Below are 15,897 nucleotides of genomic sequence, written 5' to 3'. Positions count from 1 at the left end.
TGAAAAAAAGCCGGTGACGGCGAGTCCCGGCTTTGCAACCTCGCGAACAGGCGCGGGCGCGGTGGTTACGATGCGGCCCGACGGGCGGCCGTCGCCACCCTGGGCGGCTTGCACACGAACCAAACAGCGAGCGCGATGAAACAGCCGCCGACAACGTGCGCCATCGTGACTGCTTCATTGAGGAACAAGGCGCCCCACAGCACACCGAACGGCGGAATGAGAAACGTCACGGTCAGCGAGCGCAACGGGCCGAGATCCGCGATCAGGCGGAAGAACATCATGTAGGCCACCGCGCTGCAAAGGAAGCCGAGCGCGGCCATTGCGGCCCAGACGCCGCCGGTCGCCGGGCCGGGAATGCCGGACGTTGCCGACACGTAGCCGAAGAACGGCAGCAGCACGATGGCCGCCCCCAGTTGGCTGCCGAAGGCGACCAGCTTCGCATCGAGGCCGCCCCGGTCGGAAATCCAGCGTTTGGTCAGATAGCCCGCCAGGCCATAGCAGGACGTGGCGACGAGACACGCCAACGCCCCCATGACCACCGGCCCCGACATCGTGACCGGTCCGGCACGCGTCAGTACGGCGACGCCGACAAGCCCGAGCAAGACGCCCAACCCCTTGGCCCCCGTCAGGCGCTCACGAAAGAACAACGTGCCGATGATGACGCCCATCAGCGGCGTGGTTGCGTTGAGAATCGCCGAGTAACCGGCCGGGAGCACGCGCGCGGCGAGGCAGTACATCGCGAACGGAATGCCGGAATTGATGACGCCGAGCAGCATCGACACCCCAAGCCGCCCCTTGAACTCCCAGCGCACGCGCATGACCAGCAGGATGACCGCCAGACCGATGGCGCCCAGGGTCACACGAAGGAACGCCGTGGGCAGCGGCCCGAGCACGGGGACGATGATGCGCATGAAAAGAAAGCTCGCGCCCCAGATGGCGGAGAGCGTCAGCAAACGGGCAATGTCGGACGAACGCATAGTCGGCATGACGGCACGGTTGGCCGCCGGGAAGAATGGGAACGCATGAATCGTCCCACATCGACGCCAGGCCTGCTGGTCAAAATCGGACATGGCGGCAACGGCACAGTTGCGTTCATCGTCAACCCATATTGCCCGCCATGGTGGATCACACACGGTCCATTTTCGGAATCGGCGCATTGAGCAAGCAAGCGGTCGCGCGCTATGGTGACTGACCGATCGATCGGAGATTTCACACTCATGACGCATCACGATTCACGCGCCGTCTCTCCTCACGAGGTCCGCCCTCCGTCCGACGGGCCACCTCTCAGTCAGAAGACCGTCATTCATCCGATTCTCCGCACCCGCCCTCCCACCCAGACGACCTCGCTGCACGCATCGCCCGCAGTGGTGCCACGCGGTTACGACCTATGGAATCACTATGAGGTCGCTTGGCTCGACATGCATGAGCGCCCCCAGATCGCCGTGGCGGAAATCGTGATTCCGTGCGATTCCCCGTACACGCTGGAGATGTCGGACGCGCAACGCTATTTCCTGACGTTGCGCGAGCGATGCTTCGAATCTCCCGACGCGCTGGAAGCGCACGTGGCGGGCGAGTTATCGCGCTGCCTGCAAGCGTATGTTCTAGTGCGCACGACACCGGTCAGGCAAGCCGTTCGCACCACGGCCGCCTGCGGGCCGGGTGCGGAGAGTCTCGACCTCGCGCCGGTCAGCGTGGTACGCGGTGGCGTGCAGGCGAATGTCCTGTGCCTCGCCAGCGACGTCGGTGGGGCGCTGGCCTCGCCGATTCGCGAATGCCTGATCTCCGACCTGTTGAGCGTGCGATGCCCGCTCACCGGCGGCGTCGACTACGGAACCGTCTGGTTCGACTACACCGGCGCACCCATCTGTCGCCGCGCACTGCTCGCGTACGTCCTGTCGTTTCGCGATAGCGCGATGCTAATCGAGCACTGCGTGGATACGCTCTTCAGTGACGTGCTCACGCGATGCGCGCCAACACGACTGGCGGTCGGCGCACGCTTCACGCGGCGTTACGGACTCGATATCAATCCCGTGCGCTCGACACATGCCATCGCTCTCACCAATCTGCGCACCATTCGCCAATGACCTCGACGATCTCCCCTGCCCCACTGCCCGCGGCACTCGCCGCACGCCAGGCCACGCGCATGACGCCCGCCGTCATCGTGCTCGCGATCGCCTTCGTGAGCTTCCTGCTGATCTCGAACGCATTGGGCGCTCGCGTATGCGAGGTCACGCTGCCCTGGTCGGTCGGCGACGAGCCGTTGCGGCTGACATTCTCGGCCGCCCTCATCAGCTTCCCGTTTGCTTACCTCTTTGCGTCGGTGCTCACGGAGGTCTACGGCTATCGCATCAGCCGCATCGTGATCTGGAGCGGACTCGCAGCCAATCTGGTGATGATCGGATTTCTCTGGCTGATGACGCGGCTGCCAACCGAAGCAGCCTGGGCGGCAGAAACCGGATTCACAGACGAGGTGCAGCGCCACTGGTACGAGGCCATCGCGCATATGTTCCTGGCGTCGGTGTCCGCATGCTTCGTGGGCGAGTTCGCGAACGCCGCCACGCTCGCGCGCATGAAGGTGGCGATGCACGGCCGGCGGGCGAGCCTGCGCCTCATGGCGGGCAGCGCGCTGGCCGCCATGCTCGATACGGTCGTCTTCGTGACGGTGGCATTCGCCTACGTGCTCGACCTGGACGCGATGGCCCGCATGGCCGGACTCGAATTCGTCTTCAAATGTGCGATGCAATGGCTGGTGCTGCCGCTCACGGTGGGTCTGGCGCAAGTGCTCAAGCGCGTGGACGGCATCGATCACTATGACGTCGGCACCTCGCTCAATCCGTTCCGCTTTCGAGCATCGATGTCGCGGCAATCCGTGGAGATTCGATAGCGCATGTCGCTCGCGCGCTGTCACAGCCGTGCCGCGGCGACACCACGGCTACGCCAGAATTACGCCGCGTTGGCGTCGCGCGCGCGGCGATACGTGACCCAGTCCCCATCGGCAATCTGCGGCAATGCGTGGACGGCCGATTCGCTTACCGGATAGACGATGCAGGCGTAGGTTTTGCCGTCACAGGCGACCTCGCGCATGTCTCGAACGAACAACCCCGCCTCACCCGGATACACGGCTTCGATCTCGTCGAGCACGGGGACCAGGGCCGTTGCGATGCGGTAGATGTCACCGGTGACGCGGCCTGCGCTGTGGCCGTCGCACGCCGTGGCGTCGAGCACCATGCCCGGATAGTCCCCGAAGTCGTATAGCCGCCCGCCGAGCGATGTGGTGCCGACATAGACAGGCGCCTCGATACCGTGTCGCTCGGCGGCATACGACACGTCGTTGATTTCTCCGGCACGCAGCGTGCCGTAGACAAAAACGTAGACCCCCTCGTCCTGCGAGTCATGGGCATCGTGGGCGTCGACCCGGTCACACGTTGCAGTATTCATCACCAGCATCCAAATCGGGAAAGCGGAAAAACGGGAAAGCAGGCCACGCGTCGGCCCTCAACTACGCCTATCGTGCCCGATACGTCCTCCGTCCGAGCCAATCGCCGTCCTGATGACCGACTGCCGACAGGATCGCACGCGCGACCCGCAAGAAAAAAATCCCCGCGCATATGGCAATACGCGGGGACGGATCATGCGGCCCATGCAATGCGCGGGAACCGCGTTCGCGCTTACTCGGCGGCCGGTGGCGTCGCTTCGGTCGCCTCGTTCACCGGCCGGGCGGCGTCGCCCTCGAACGTGAATCGCCCGTTGCGCCAGTCGACCGGGATGGTGTCCTTCGGCCCGAACTTGCCCGCCAGCACCAGCTTGGCGATCGGGTTCTCGATCTCCTGCTGGATCGCCCGCTTGAGCGGCCGCGCACCGAACACCGGGTCGAAGCCCTCGCGCGCCACATGCGTGAGTGCTGCCTTGGTCACGTCGAGCGTCATTTCAAGCTTGGCCAGACGTTGACGCAGGATCTCGATCTGGATCGTGGCAATCGACTCGATGTGCTTCTGGTCGAGACCGTGAAACACCACGACTTCGTCGATGCGGTTCAGGAACTCCGGACGGAAGTGATCCTTGATTTCCACCCACACGGCGTCCTTGATGCGGTCCTGCGGCTCGCCGACCATCGACTGAATCATCGACGATCCGAGATTCGACGTCATCACGATCACCGTGTTCTTGAAGTCCACCGTACGGCCCTGGCCATCGGTCATGCGCCCGTCGTCGAGCACTTGCAGCAGTACATTGAACACATCCGGGTGCGCCTTTTCGACTTCGTCGAGCAGGATCACGCTGTACGGCTTGCGACGCACGGCTTCCGTCAGGTAGCCGCCCTCTTCATAACCGACATAGCCCGGAGGCGCGCCAATCAGCCGAGCGACGCTGTGCTTCTCCATGAACTCGCTCATGTCGATGCGGATGAGGTGATCCTCGGCATCGAACAGGAACATCGCCAGCGCCTTGCACAGCTCGGTCTTGCCCACACCGGTCGGCCCGAGGAACAGGAACGAACCATACGGACGGTTCGGATCCGACAGCCCGGCACGCGAACGCCGGATGGCGTCGGCCACGGCCGTAATCGCCTCGTCCTGCCCGATCACGCGCTCGTGCAGCTTGTCTTCCATGTGGAGCAGCTTTTCGCGCTCGCCCTGCATCATCTTCGAGACCGGGATGCCGGTCGCCCGCGAGACCACTTCAGCAATCTCTTCGGTGCCCACCTGCGTGCGCAACAGGCGTGGATGCGACTGCTGGCCCGCCGCTTCCGCCGCGTCGGCGTCCTTCAACCGGGCTTCGAGCTGCGGCAGCTTGCCATATTGCAGTTCAGCCACCTTGTCGAGCTTGCCTTCGCGTTGCAGCTTCGTAATGTCGGCACGCACGCGCTCGATCTCTTCCTTGACCTGGGCGCTGCCCTGTACCGCCGCCTTCTCCGCGGTCCACACTTCTTCGAGGTCGGCGTACTCGCGCTCCAGGCGCGAGATCTCTTCCTCGATCAGCGCCAGGCGCTTTTGCGAGGCTTCGTCGGTTTCCTTCTTGACGGCTTCGCGCTCGATCTTCAACTGGATCAGGCGACGGTCGAGCTTGTCCATCACTTCCGGCTTCGAGTCGATTTCCATCTTGATCTTCGACGCGGCCTCGTCGATCAAGTCGATGGCCTTGTCCGGCAGGAACCGGTCGGTGATGTAGCGCTGGCTGAGTTCCGCCGCCGCCACGATGGCCGGGTCGGTGATCTCCACCCCGTGGTGCAGCTCGTATTTCTCCTGCAGGCCACGCAGAATCGCGATCGTTGCCTCGACACTCGGCTCGTCGACGAGCACCTTCTGGAAACGACGCTCCAGCGCGGCGTCCTTCTCGATGTACTTGCGGTATTCGTCGAGCGTGGTCGCGCCGATGCAATGCAATTCACCGCGCGCGAGCGCCGGCTTGAGCATGTTGCCCGCGTCCATGGCGCCCTCGGCCTTGCCCGCCCCGACCATCGTATGAATTTCGTCGATGAACAGGATCGTGCGCCCTTCATCCTTGGCGATGTCGCTCAGCACGCTCTTCAGCCGCTCTTCGAATTCGCCACGGAATTTCGCGCCGGCGAGCAGCCCCGCCATGTCCAGGGCAAGCACGCGCTTGTTCTTGAGCGACTCCGGCACTTCGCCATTGACGATGCGCTGAGCGAGCCCTTCCACGATGGCCGTCTTGCCCACCCCCGGCTCACCGATGAGCACCGGGTTGTTCTTCGTGCGGCGTTGCAGAATCTGGATCGTGCGACGAATTTCGTCGTCGCGGCCGATCACCGGATCGAGCTTGCCAAGCGACGCGCGCTCGGTCAGATCCAGCGTGTACTTCTTGAGGGCTTCGCGCTGATTCTCGGCATCCTGGCTGTTGACGGATTGTCCGCCGCGCACGCCTTCGATGGCGGCTTCGAGCGACTTGCGCGTCAGGCCACGCGCCCGCGCCAGTTTGCCCGTTTCGCCTTTGTCGTCGGCCAGCGCGAGCAAGAACATTTCGCTGGCGATATAACTGTCGCCATGCTTCTGCGCTTCCTTGTCGGCCTGATTGAGCAGGCCCGCGAGTTCGCGGCCGACCTGGACGTTGCCGTCGGTGCCTTGAACTTGCGGCAGCTTCGCGAGGGCCGTCTCGATGTCGTGCGCGAGCGGCTGCACCTGCACACCGGCACGCTGCAGCAACGAGCGCGCGGCGCCCTCGGGTTGAGCAAGCAGCGCTGCGAGAAGATGCAGCGGCTCGATGTATTGCTGGTCGCGACCGACTGCCATGCTTTGGGCATCAGCCAGCGCTTCCAGGAACTGCGTGGTGAATTTGTCTTGTCGCATCTAGGGCTCCGGTAAGAAATCTCTCTGGATCGGATGTGCGGACAAGCCCCTGCGGTTTCAAGGGCATGGCAGCGCGACGATTGACATTGTCGTGCGAGGCCGGAACGGGTCGGCACCTGCGCCAGCAGCGGGCGAGATGGCGCCATACGGAGGGGCGTGAAACGACCGCAGGACACGCCCGGCATTGAAGCTCATAATAGCGATTTTCAGCCTCCCGCACCACGCGTCGCGCCGACGGCAGAACGTCGAGAAGTGCCGGCGCGCCCGCCCAGGTGCCACTCGCAATGTCAGCACAAACCTCCCGCCAGCCGCCGGATCCGTGGCCCGCAACGCGCCTCGCCGAGATCGACGAAGACGCCGTGCGACTGCTCGTGAACACCTTCTACGGGCGCATCCGCGACGACGAGATGCTCGGCCCGGTGTTCCGGCAGGCGCTCGAAGGCCGCTGGGATATGCATCTGGAAAAAATGGTGGCTTTCTGGTCCAGCATCGTGCTTGGCGCCAAACGCTACCGCGGCAATGTGACGCAGGCGCATCAGCCGTTCGGCCACCTGAGCGGCGAGCATTTCAGCCGCTGGCTCGCCCTCTTCTTCGATACGCTGGACAGGCTCTTCGAACCGCAAGCCGCCTTCGCGTTCGCGGAACCGGCCATCCGGATCGCGGAAAGCCTTCAGTTGAATTTGTTCGGATGGGAATACACGCTGCCCCCGGCGCAACGGGCGCTACTGGACAGCGTGAAGCAGGCAAGGCCCGCACGGCCTCACGAATAACACGATCGGCGAAAATGCAAAATCTTCGCCGATGTTATTGAATAATAAAAGAGGTAGTCAGCACTTTTCAGACGTCCCAGACGCATCGCCGGTGGCCCAGCGCTCGCGCGCTGCCGTGTCCGTCTCGCGTGCGTCGACCCAGCGCTCGCCCTGCGGCGTCGCTTCCTTCTTCCAGAAGGGTGCCTCGGTCTTCAGATAGTCCATGATGAACTCGCAGGCAGCAAACGCATCCCCCCGATGGGCGGACGTGACGGCCACCAGCACAATCTGATCGCCGGGGCCCAGTTCGCCGTAGCGGTGAATCACCAGCGCGTCGAACAAGCGCCAACGCGCGCACGCCTGCTCGACGATCGCCGCGAGCGCCTTCTCAGTCATGCCCGGGTAGTGCTCGAGCGTCATGCGCGAAACGTCGTTGCCGTCGTTCAAATCGCGCACCGTGCCCACGAAGCTCGCCACGGCCCCCACGCGCAGATCGTCGGCGCGCAGCCGTCGAATCTCCTCCGACAGGTCGAAATCCTCGGTCTGTACACGAATCGGCATGCTGGTGGTATCTCCTGTCCCGTGAATCGCTACGCTGGCGACGACATGTGGCTCAACCGCCCGTCACGGGCGGGAAGAACGCGACTTCACAGCCGTCGGTCAGGCGCGTGGCCGCCGGCACCATCGTATGGTCGAGCGCCATGCGCAGCGCGCGCTGCGCGCCGAGCGTCTCGGCCCACACCGGTCCACGGCCGCACAGCCACTGACGCACGTCGCCCACCGTGGCAATCCCGGCGGGAACATCCACACGCTCCTCAGCGACATTGAGCGCCTCGCGGACACTGGCGAAAAAGCGAAGTTCGATCTGCATAGTCTGGCTGGCGCGCCGCATCGGCGACGCACCTGTCTCTCAATATAGGAGGTCGGAGAACGGCAGGAACGCCACCGTCTGGCCGGCTTCGATGCGATGCCCCGGCGGATTGTCGATGAGGCCGTCGCCCCACACGGTCGACGTCAGCACCGCCGAGCTCTGGTTGGGAAACGCGTCGAGGCCACCCTGCTCGTTGATGCGGGCGCGCACGAATTCATTGCGACGGTCCGCCTTCGTCTGCGTGAAGTCCGCGCGCATGGGAATGCGACGCGGCGTCACCGCCGTAGCCCCCTGCAAACGCAGAATGAACGGGCGCACGAACAGCAGGAACGTCACGAAGCTGGACACCGGATTGCCGGGCAGGCCGATGAAATGCGCCGTCTCGCCACCAGTTCGATTGACCTCGCCATATGCGAGCGGCTTACCCGGCTTGAGCGCGATCTGCCACAGATTGAGGCGGCCTTCGGCTTGCACGGCGGGTTTGACATGATCCTCCTCGCCCACCGACACGCCGCCGGACGTGATGATCAGGTCGTTGCCGCGCGCCGCATCGCGCAGAATGGCGCGCGTGGCGGCCAGATTGTCGGGCACGATGCCGTAATCGGTCATCTCGCAGCCCAGATTCTCCAGGAGCCCGCGCAGCACGAAGCGGTTCGAGTTGTAGATGCTGCCTGCGCGCAGCGCCTCGCCAGGCATGGTCAGCTCGTCACCGGTGAAGAAGACGGCCACACGCAAGCGACGCGCGACTTGCAGCTTCGCCATGCCTACGGACGCCGCGAGCCCCAGCGCCGGGGCCCTCAGCCGGGTTCCGGCGGCGAGCACGACGCTGTCACGGCGAATATCCGACCCTTGGCGGTTGATGAACTCCTCGACCGCCGGCCTATGGCGAATCACGATGGTCCCGTCCTCACGCGCTTCGCACTGCTCCTGCATGACGACGGCGTCGGCACCCGGCGGCACCGGCGCGCCCGTGAAGATGCGCGCCGCCGTGCCGCGGGCGAGCGGTTCAGGGGCGTGCCCCGCCGCAATGCGCTGCGAGACCGGCAGCACGGTCTCGTCCCCGATCAGGTCCGCGACCCGCACGGCGTAGCCGTCCATGGCACTCGTATCCATCGGCGGCACGTCTAGCGTGGCGATCACGTCGGCGGCCAGCACGCGAGCGTTGGCCGCAAGCGTGTCGACCGTCTCCTGCCGATCCAGCGGTCGGGCTGCTGCCAGCACGGCATTCAGGGCGTCTTGTGTACTCAGCATGGTGAAGGCGCGCAAGTGAAGGGAGACATCAGGAGGACAGGGCGAGCGCCGCCTTACAGGCCGGTGTGCTCGGCGATATAGGCCTTCACGCTCGCGACGTCGTTCGGCACCGTCTCGAAGCGCTGCGGCAGCGATTCGAGCTGCTCGAAGCCCGCCGGGCGCGGCGGCTCGCGATGCAACGCCTCGCGAATCGTCTCGGCGAACTTCGCCGGCTGGGCGGTCTCGAGCACCACCATCGGCACGCCGGGTTCGAGCGCTTCGCGCGCGACCTTCACACCGTCGGCCGTGTGGGTGTCGATGACCACGTCGTAACGCTTGGCGACGTCCTGGATCGTCGCCAAGCGATCGGCATGCGTGCTGCGCCCCGAGACGAAACCGAACTGTGCCACGCGGGCGAAGGCTTCGGTGCCCGACAGGTCGAAGCCGCCTTCGCGCTCGACTTTCGAGAGCAGCTCGGCAGTCGCCTTCGCGTCGCGACCGAGCAGATCGAACAGGAAACGCTCGAAGTTCGACGCCTTCGAGATATCCATGCTCGGGCTGCTGGTGTGGAACGTCTCGGCGGACTTGCGCACGCGGTAGTGGCCGGTGCGGAAGAACTCGTCGAGCACGTCGTTCTCGTTCGTGGCCACGACCAGTTTGCGGATCGGCAGGCCCATCATGCGGGCGATATGGCCGGCGCACACATTGCCGAAGTTGCCCGACGGCACCGTGAACGACACCTCGCCGTCCTGGCCCGACTTACCGCCCGTCGCGGCGAAGTAGCCCTTGAAGTAGTACACGACCTGCGCCACGACCCGCGCCCAGTTGATCGAATTGACCGTGCCGATCTTGTAGCGCGCCTTGTAGGCGTGATCGTTCGACACCGCCTTGACGATGTCCTGCGCGTCGTCGAACACCCCTTCGACGGCAAGGTTGAAGATGTTCGGATCCTGCAGGCTGTACATCTGGGCCGTCTGGAACGCACTCATCTTGCCGGCCGGCGAGAGCATGAAGACGCGAATGCCTTCCTTGCCGCGCATGGCGTACTCGGCCGCGCTGCCGGTGTCGCCGGACGTCGCGCCGAGAATGTTGAGTGCATCGCCGTGCTGCGCCAGGGCATACTCGAACAGATTGCCCAGCAACTGCATGGCCATGTCCTTGAACGCCAACGTCGGGCCATTCGAGAGCGCCAGCAGCGAGAGCTGCGTGCCCCCTTCGACCCCCAGCGGCAGCAGCGGCGTGATGTCGGCCGCGTCTTCGCCCGGACGCACATTGCGGTACACCTCGGCGGTGTACGTGCGCGCCGTCAGGTCGGCCAGGATCTCGGCCGGAATGTCGCCCGCGAATTTGGCCAGCACCTTCGCGGCCAGCTCGGCGTACGACAACTGGCGCCAGGCGCGCAGCTCGTCGGCCGTCACCTGCGGGTATTGCGTTGGCAGGTACAGACCGCCATCCGGGGCCAGACCGCCAAGCAGAATGCTGGAGAACGATTGCGGCTCGCCCGAGGTCAGGCCCGCGCCGCGCGTGGAGATGTATTTCATGTGGGTCGTGTCCTGTCGTATCGGTTCGTATGGCCGGCGCTCAGCTCAGCGCCTCCATGCGGATGCGCGTGACCTTCGAGAGCACCGTCTCCATCGCCTCGATCTTCGCAATGGCCGTATTGATGTGCTTCTCCTGGGTCTGGTGCGTCAGGATGATGATGTCGGTCTGATGCTCACCTTCGCGCGATTCCTTCTGCAGCAGCGCGTCGATGGAGATATCGAGATCGGCAAGGATGCGCGTGAGCGCCGCCATCACGCCCGCACGATCGAGCACGCGCAGACGCAGGTAGTAGCTGGTCGTCACCTCGTCGATGGGCAGCACCGGCGTGTTCGACAGCGCGTCGTGCTGGAACGCCAGATGCGGCACGCGATGCTCCGGATCCGCCGTTTGCAGACGCGTCACGTCGACGATATCGGCGACCACGGCCGAGGCGGTCGGCTCGGCGCCCGCGCCCTTGCCGTAATAGAGCGTGGCGCCCACGGCGTCGCCCTGCACCAGCACGGCGTTCATGGCGCCTTCCACGTTGGCGATGAGGCGCTTGGCCGGAATCAGCGTCGGATGCACGCGCAGTTCGATGCCGGCCTCGGTGCGACGCGTGATGCCCAGCAGCTTGATGCGGTAACCAAACTCTTCCGCATACTTGATGTCCAGCGCCGAGAGCTTGGTGATGCCTTCCACATAGGCACGCTCGAACTGCACCGGCACGCCGAACGCGATGGCGCTCATGAGCGTGAGCTTGTGTGCGGCGTCAACGCCTTCGATGTCGAACGTCGGATCGGCTTCCGCGTAGCCCAGACGCTGCGCGTCGGCAAGGGCCACGTCGAAGTCGATGCCCTTGTCGCGCATCTCCGAAAGAATGAAGTTCGTGGTGCCGTTGATGATGCCGGCGATCCACTCGATGCGGTTGGCGGTCAGGCCCTCGCGCAGCGCCTTGATGATGGGAATGCCCCCAGCGACGGCCGCTTCGAAGGCGACCATCACGTTGGCCTTGCGCGCGGCGGCGAAAATCTCGTTACCGTACAGGGCCAGCAGTGCCTTGTTGGCCGTGACCACGTGCTTGCCGTTCTCGATCGCCTTGAGGACCAGTTCCTTCGTGAGGTCGTAGCCGCCGATGGTCTCGACCACGACATCGATGTCCGGGTCGTTGACCACGTCGAACGGATCGCCCGTCACGACAGCGGCGCTGCCCACGAGGCCTCGGGCGCGGTCGACATTGCGCACTGCGACCTTCGTAATCTCGATCCCCCGGCCGGCGCGACGTTGAATTTCTTCCTGGTTGCGAGCCAGTACCTGGAAGGCGCCGTAGCCTACCGTGCCAAGGCCGAGCAGGCCCACTTTGATCGGTTTCATGCGGTTTTACTCAAAAGTCGAAATCGGGTGGCGCGCATCACTTGCCGTGGCGACGGCGATAACCGTCAAGGAAGCGGGCAATGCGACTGATGGCGTCTTCCAGGTCGCCCTCGTGAGGCAGGAACACTACGCGGAAATGGTCGGGATGCATCCAGTTGAAGCCGCTGCCCTGCACCAGCAGGACCTTCTCTTCAAGCAGCAACTGGAGAATGAAGTCCTGATCGTTGGCGATGGGATACATCGCCGGATCGAGACGCGGGAACAGGTACAGCGCGGCCTTCGGCTTCACGCAGGTCACGCCGGGAATGTCGGTGAGCATGCGGTGCGCGATCTCGCGCTGCTCGTACAGGCGTCCGCCCGGCACGATCAGGTCCTTGATGCTCTGGTAGCCGCCGAGCGCCGTCTGAATGGCGTACTGGCCCGGCACGTTCGGGCACAGGCGCATCGAGGCCAGGATGTTCAGCCCTTCGATGTAGTCGCTCGCCGGACGCTTGTCGCCCGACACGACCATCCAGCCCGCGCGGTAACCGCACGCGCGATAGCTTTTGGACAGACCGTTGAACGTGATGGTGAGCACGTCCTCGGACAGTGAACCGATCGAGGTATGCTCCGCGCCGTCGTAGACGATCTTGTCGTAGATCTCGTCGGCATAAATGATGAGCTTGTGCTCACGCGCGAGCTCGACGATGTCTTTGAGCAGTTCGTCCGAGTACAGCGCGCCGGTCGGGTTGTTCGGGTTGATGATGACGATCGCACGCGTATTCGGCGTGATCTTCTTGCGGATGTCGGCGAGATCCGGCTGCCAGTCCGCCTGCTCGTCGCAGACGTAATGCACCGGCGTGCCGCCCGACAGGCTGACGGCTGCCGTCCAGAGCGGGTAGTCGGGCGCGGGCACCAGCACCTCGTCGCCATCGTTGAGCAGCGCCTGCATGGCCATCACGATCAGCTCGGAGGCCCCGTTGCCGAGGTAGATGTCGTCGAGCTGGACGTCCTTGATGCGCTTTTGCTGGCAGTAGTGCATGATCGCCTTGCGCGCCGCGAACACGCCCCGCGAGTCCGAATAACCGGCCGAATTCGGCAGATTTCGGATCATGTCCTGCACGATCTCGTCGGGCGGCTCGAAACCGAACGGCGCCAGATTGCCGATGTTCAGTTTGATGACGCGATGCCCCTCTTCTTCCATGCGCTTGGCATGTTCGAGCACGGGTCCACGAATGTCGTAGCAGACATTCTGCAATTTCAGCGATTTGAGGATCGGTTTCACGGCGATTGTGGTCTTGGCGGGCGGCGCAGGGGTCCGGACGAGCCGGTAGGCAGGCGGGACGCACGACGCACCGGCGGTCGAACGGCGATGTACGCGAAGCGCACAGGGCACCGCATTTCCCCGGTTTAGGCGTGGCAAATGCCGCACTGCAACGGTTTTGCCGTGCTGCGTACGGCAAAAAGCTATAATTTAGCCAATTATGACAGAGTTCGGCAATGCATCATTGACGGTTTGCGCCATGCGAGGCAAGATGCCCGCCCGTTGAACGATCTGCCGACGTGCATCCACCCCCGGGGCAAGCCCTGGGCAGGGAATCTTTCTAAAGTGAAACTGCATCAAGACCCGTCGCAAGCATTGAACACGGTCACCGGCTACGGCCGGGGCTATGTCGAGGTCAACAAGATTCGTCACGAGCACAGCGTGATCATTGCGCCCGAGGGCGAGATCCAGGCCTGGCCGGTGTCGCGCTTCGACGCGCTCGAATCCGCCCATTTCGACCAATTGCATGCCCTCGACCCCGAAGTCGTGATCTTCGGCAGCGGTGAGCGCCTGCGCTTCGCGCATCCGCGCCTGACCACGTCGCTCACCAGCCGGCGCGTTGGCGTCGACTCCATGGACACCCAGGCCGCCTGCCGCACCTACAACATCCTGATGAGCGAAGGGCGCCGCGTCGTGCTCGCCCTGCTCATCGAGACCGAGGCGACTGCGTGAGCCGCCGCCCGCTCGCCTCCGGCCTGTCGGCTGCTGCCCCCTCGCGTCCTCTCCCCTGCCCGCCCCCGCGTCGCCGCCCGCGGCCTACCCGCTCTCGCCGGCCGCCTTCTGGCTGCTGCTCGTGGCGTTCGCGCTCGTGTGGTTCGGCGTGCTCGACTACCGCCACCTGATCGCGAGCGACGAAGGCCGTTACGCGGAAATGGCGCGCGAGATGTGGATCACGGGCGACTGGATCACGCCCCGCTATAACGGCTACAAGTATTTCGAGAAGCCGCCGCTGCAAACGTGGATGAATGCGCTCACGTTCGCGGCATTCGGGCTTGGGGAATGGCAAGCCCGGCTGTGGACCGCGCTCACCGGGTTCGCGGGCGTGCTGATGGTCGGTTTTACCGGCCGGCGCGTGTTCAATGCCCGCGTGGGTCTGTTCGCGGCCGTCGCACTCGCCAGCGCGCCACTGTGGTCGTTGCTCGGGCACTTCAACGTGCTGGACATGGGCCTGTCGTTTTTCATGGGACTCTCGCTGTGCGCCCTGCTGCTGGCACAGCGCCCGGGGCTTGCGCGCCCCGCCGTGCGCGCCTGGATGTGGCTGTGCTGGGCGGCCATGGCGCTCGCCGTGCTGAGCAAGGGGCTCGTCGGCATCGTGCTGCCGGGCGCCGTGCTCGTGCTCTATACGCTCATTGCACGGGACTGGGCCTTGTGGCGACGCCTGTACCTGGGCAGCGGCCTGATCGTTTTTTTCGCGCTGGCGGCCCCGTGGTTCGTGCTGGTGCAAATGCGCAACCCCGAATTCTTCGACTTCTTCTTCATCAACGAGCACTTCCGACGCTTCGCGATGGAGGGCCATAACCGAGATGGCGCGCCGTGGTATTTCGTGCCCGTGTTCCTCGTCGGCTTCCTGCCCTGGCTGTCGGTCCTGCCGGGCACCGTACGCGCCACGCTGCGCATGCCCCGCCAGCCCAACGGCTTCGCCCCCGCGCTGATGCTGTGGGTGTGGTCGGCGTTCATCTTCGTGTTTTTCAGCGCCTCGCACTCGAAGCTGATCTCGTATCTGCTGCCCATCGCGCCGGCCATGGCGCTGCTCTTCGGCCTGTATCTGGCGCAATTGAGGCGCGACACCGTGCGCCTGCACATGGCCGGTTACGCGATCCTGCTGATTGCCGCGCTCGTGATGGTGGCCATCTTCGCGGGACGCCCCGGGAGCGTGCGCAATCCAAACGAGTTGTACAAGGCGTTCCAGATCTGGCTGTATGTCGCGATCGGCCTCGGCCTGGCCGGCACGCTCGTGGCATGGCGACTGGCGCGACATAGTGCGCGGCGCGCCCTGCTCACCTTTGCCGGCGGCATGCTGTTGCTCGTGAGCGTCGGCGGCATGGGGCACGAAGTGTTCGGGCGCCAAAGCTCCGGCGTATTGCTTGTGCCGGCCATCAAGGCCGAGATGCAGCGCCTCGGGCCGAACGTGCCGTTCTATTCCGTCAATGTGCTCGATCACACCCTGCCGTACTACCTCGGTCGCACGATGATCATGGTGCAGCACCCGGACGAACTGGAATTCGGCGTGAAGCAGGAACCGCAGAAATGGCTGCCCACGCTCGACGACTTCTACGCTCGCTGGCGCGCCGACCCGAAAGCGCTCGCGCTGGTCGATCCGGACACGTTCGGCAAGCTCGAAACCGAGCACTTGCCCATGCGGATCGTCGCGCGTGATGCCCGCCGCGTCGTGATCACGAAACCACAGGCGGAAGACAACGTAAAATAGCGCATCTGGCTGTCGTTTGATCCGCTTGCCGTCAACGGCTTTGGCCGGCGACAGCGACACGAACAGGTTGGCGCGCTTAGGGAAACTAAGCGCCAGCCAATTTGCGGTATCCATAATTA

14 protein-coding genes are annotated in these 15,897 nt (G+C 64.5%); 5 read left to right on the top strand and 9 right to left on the bottom strand.

The window, feature by feature from the left end; all coding sequences use genetic code 11:
- Positions 1-65: 65 nt before the first annotated feature.
- A complete protein-coding gene (locus DRB87_RS09965; protein WP_165385424.1) occupies positions 66-977 on the bottom strand; it encodes a DMT family transporter in 912 nt (303 codons plus the stop codon).
- A gap of 240 nt (positions 978-1,217) precedes the next feature.
- On the opposite strand from DRB87_RS09965, the gene DRB87_RS09960 reads away from it, so the two are divergent.
- The gene (locus tag DRB87_RS09960; RefSeq protein WP_165385272.1) at positions 1,218-2,084 is read left to right on the top strand and encodes an NADPH-dependent 7-cyano-7-deazaguanine reductase QueF; all 867 of its coding nucleotides are present in this window, start codon (positions 1,218-1,220) and stop codon (positions 2,082-2,084) included.
- On the top strand, positions 2,081-2,884 hold the full coding sequence (locus DRB87_RS09955; RefSeq protein ID WP_165385271.1) for a VUT family protein: 804 nt from the start codon (positions 2,081-2,083) through the stop codon (positions 2,882-2,884). The genes DRB87_RS09960 and DRB87_RS09955 overlap by 4 nt, the downstream gene beginning before the upstream one ends.
- A 59-nt stretch (positions 2,885-2,943) precedes the next feature.
- On the opposite strand, the gene DRB87_RS09950 is transcribed toward DRB87_RS09955, so the two are convergent.
- Positions 2,944-3,438, bottom strand: coding sequence for a gamma-glutamylcyclotransferase (locus DRB87_RS09950; protein WP_130025779.1), 495 nt, complete (start codon positions 3,436-3,438; stop codon positions 2,944-2,946).
- Between the two features lie 230 nt (positions 3,439-3,668).
- Entirely contained in the window at positions 3,669-6,305 is a 2,637-nt protein-coding gene (gene clpB, locus DRB87_RS09945) for an ATP-dependent chaperone ClpB (RefSeq protein ID WP_130025778.1), read from the bottom strand.
- 284 nt (positions 6,306-6,589) lie between these two features.
- Between clpB and DRB87_RS09940 the strand changes: the two genes are divergently transcribed.
- Complete coding sequence (locus tag DRB87_RS09940) at positions 6,590-7,075, top strand: group III truncated hemoglobin (protein ID WP_130025777.1); 486 nt, start codon at positions 6,590-6,592, stop codon at positions 7,073-7,075.
- 57 nt (positions 7,076-7,132) lie between these two features.
- On the opposite strand, the gene moaE is transcribed toward DRB87_RS09940, so the two are convergent.
- Genes moaE through DRB87_RS09910 form a run of 6 tightly spaced genes read right to left on the bottom strand, consistent with a single transcriptional unit; the run spans position 7,133 to position 13,311 of the window.
- A complete protein-coding gene (gene moaE, locus DRB87_RS09935; protein WP_130025776.1) occupies positions 7,133-7,615 on the bottom strand; it encodes a molybdopterin synthase catalytic subunit MoaE in 483 nt (160 codons plus the stop codon).
- A gap of 52 nt (positions 7,616-7,667) precedes the next feature.
- Positions 7,668-7,925 (bottom strand): molybdopterin converting factor subunit 1, encoded by a 258-nt coding sequence (moaD, locus tag DRB87_RS09930; protein WP_017232267.1) that lies wholly within the window; start codon positions 7,923-7,925, stop codon positions 7,668-7,670.
- 39 nt (positions 7,926-7,964) lie between these two features.
- Positions 7,965-9,176 (bottom strand): gephyrin-like molybdotransferase Glp, encoded by a 1,212-nt coding sequence (glp, locus tag DRB87_RS09925; protein ID WP_130025775.1) that lies wholly within the window; start codon positions 9,174-9,176, stop codon positions 7,965-7,967.
- A gap of 53 nt (positions 9,177-9,229) precedes the next feature.
- Positions 9,230-10,696, bottom strand: a complete 1,467-nt coding sequence (gene thrC, locus DRB87_RS09920; protein WP_130025774.1) for a threonine synthase — start codon at positions 10,694-10,696, stop codon at positions 9,230-9,232.
- A 40-nt stretch (positions 10,697-10,736) separates the two neighbouring features.
- A complete protein-coding gene (locus tag DRB87_RS09915; RefSeq protein WP_130025773.1) occupies positions 10,737-12,047 on the bottom strand; it encodes a homoserine dehydrogenase in 1,311 nt (436 codons plus the stop codon).
- A 37-nt stretch (positions 12,048-12,084) separates the two neighbouring features.
- Entirely contained in the window at positions 12,085-13,311 is a 1,227-nt protein-coding gene (locus tag DRB87_RS09910) for a pyridoxal phosphate-dependent aminotransferase (RefSeq protein WP_165385270.1), read from the bottom strand.
- Positions 13,312-13,635: 324 nt separating this feature from the next.
- Between DRB87_RS09910 and DRB87_RS09905 the strand changes: the two genes are divergently transcribed.
- Both DRB87_RS09905 and DRB87_RS09900 read left to right on the top strand, forming a co-directional pair.
- Complete coding sequence (locus DRB87_RS09905; RefSeq protein WP_130027810.1) at positions 13,636-14,022, top strand: Mth938-like domain-containing protein; 387 nt, start codon at positions 13,636-13,638, stop codon at positions 14,020-14,022.
- Between the two features lie 55 nt (positions 14,023-14,077).
- Positions 14,078-15,778: a glycosyltransferase family 39 protein gene (locus DRB87_RS09900; RefSeq protein ID WP_130025772.1), complete on the top strand. Its 1,701-nt coding sequence runs from the start codon at positions 14,078-14,080 to the stop codon at positions 15,776-15,778.
- Positions 15,779-15,897: the final 119 nt, after the last annotated feature.

This window comes from Pandoraea sp. XY-2 (assembly GCF_004193915.1).
Taxonomy (GTDB): Bacteria; Pseudomonadota; Gammaproteobacteria; order Burkholderiales; family Burkholderiaceae; genus Pandoraea; species Pandoraea cepalis.
This window is presented reverse-complemented; position numbering and strand designations above follow the sequence as displayed.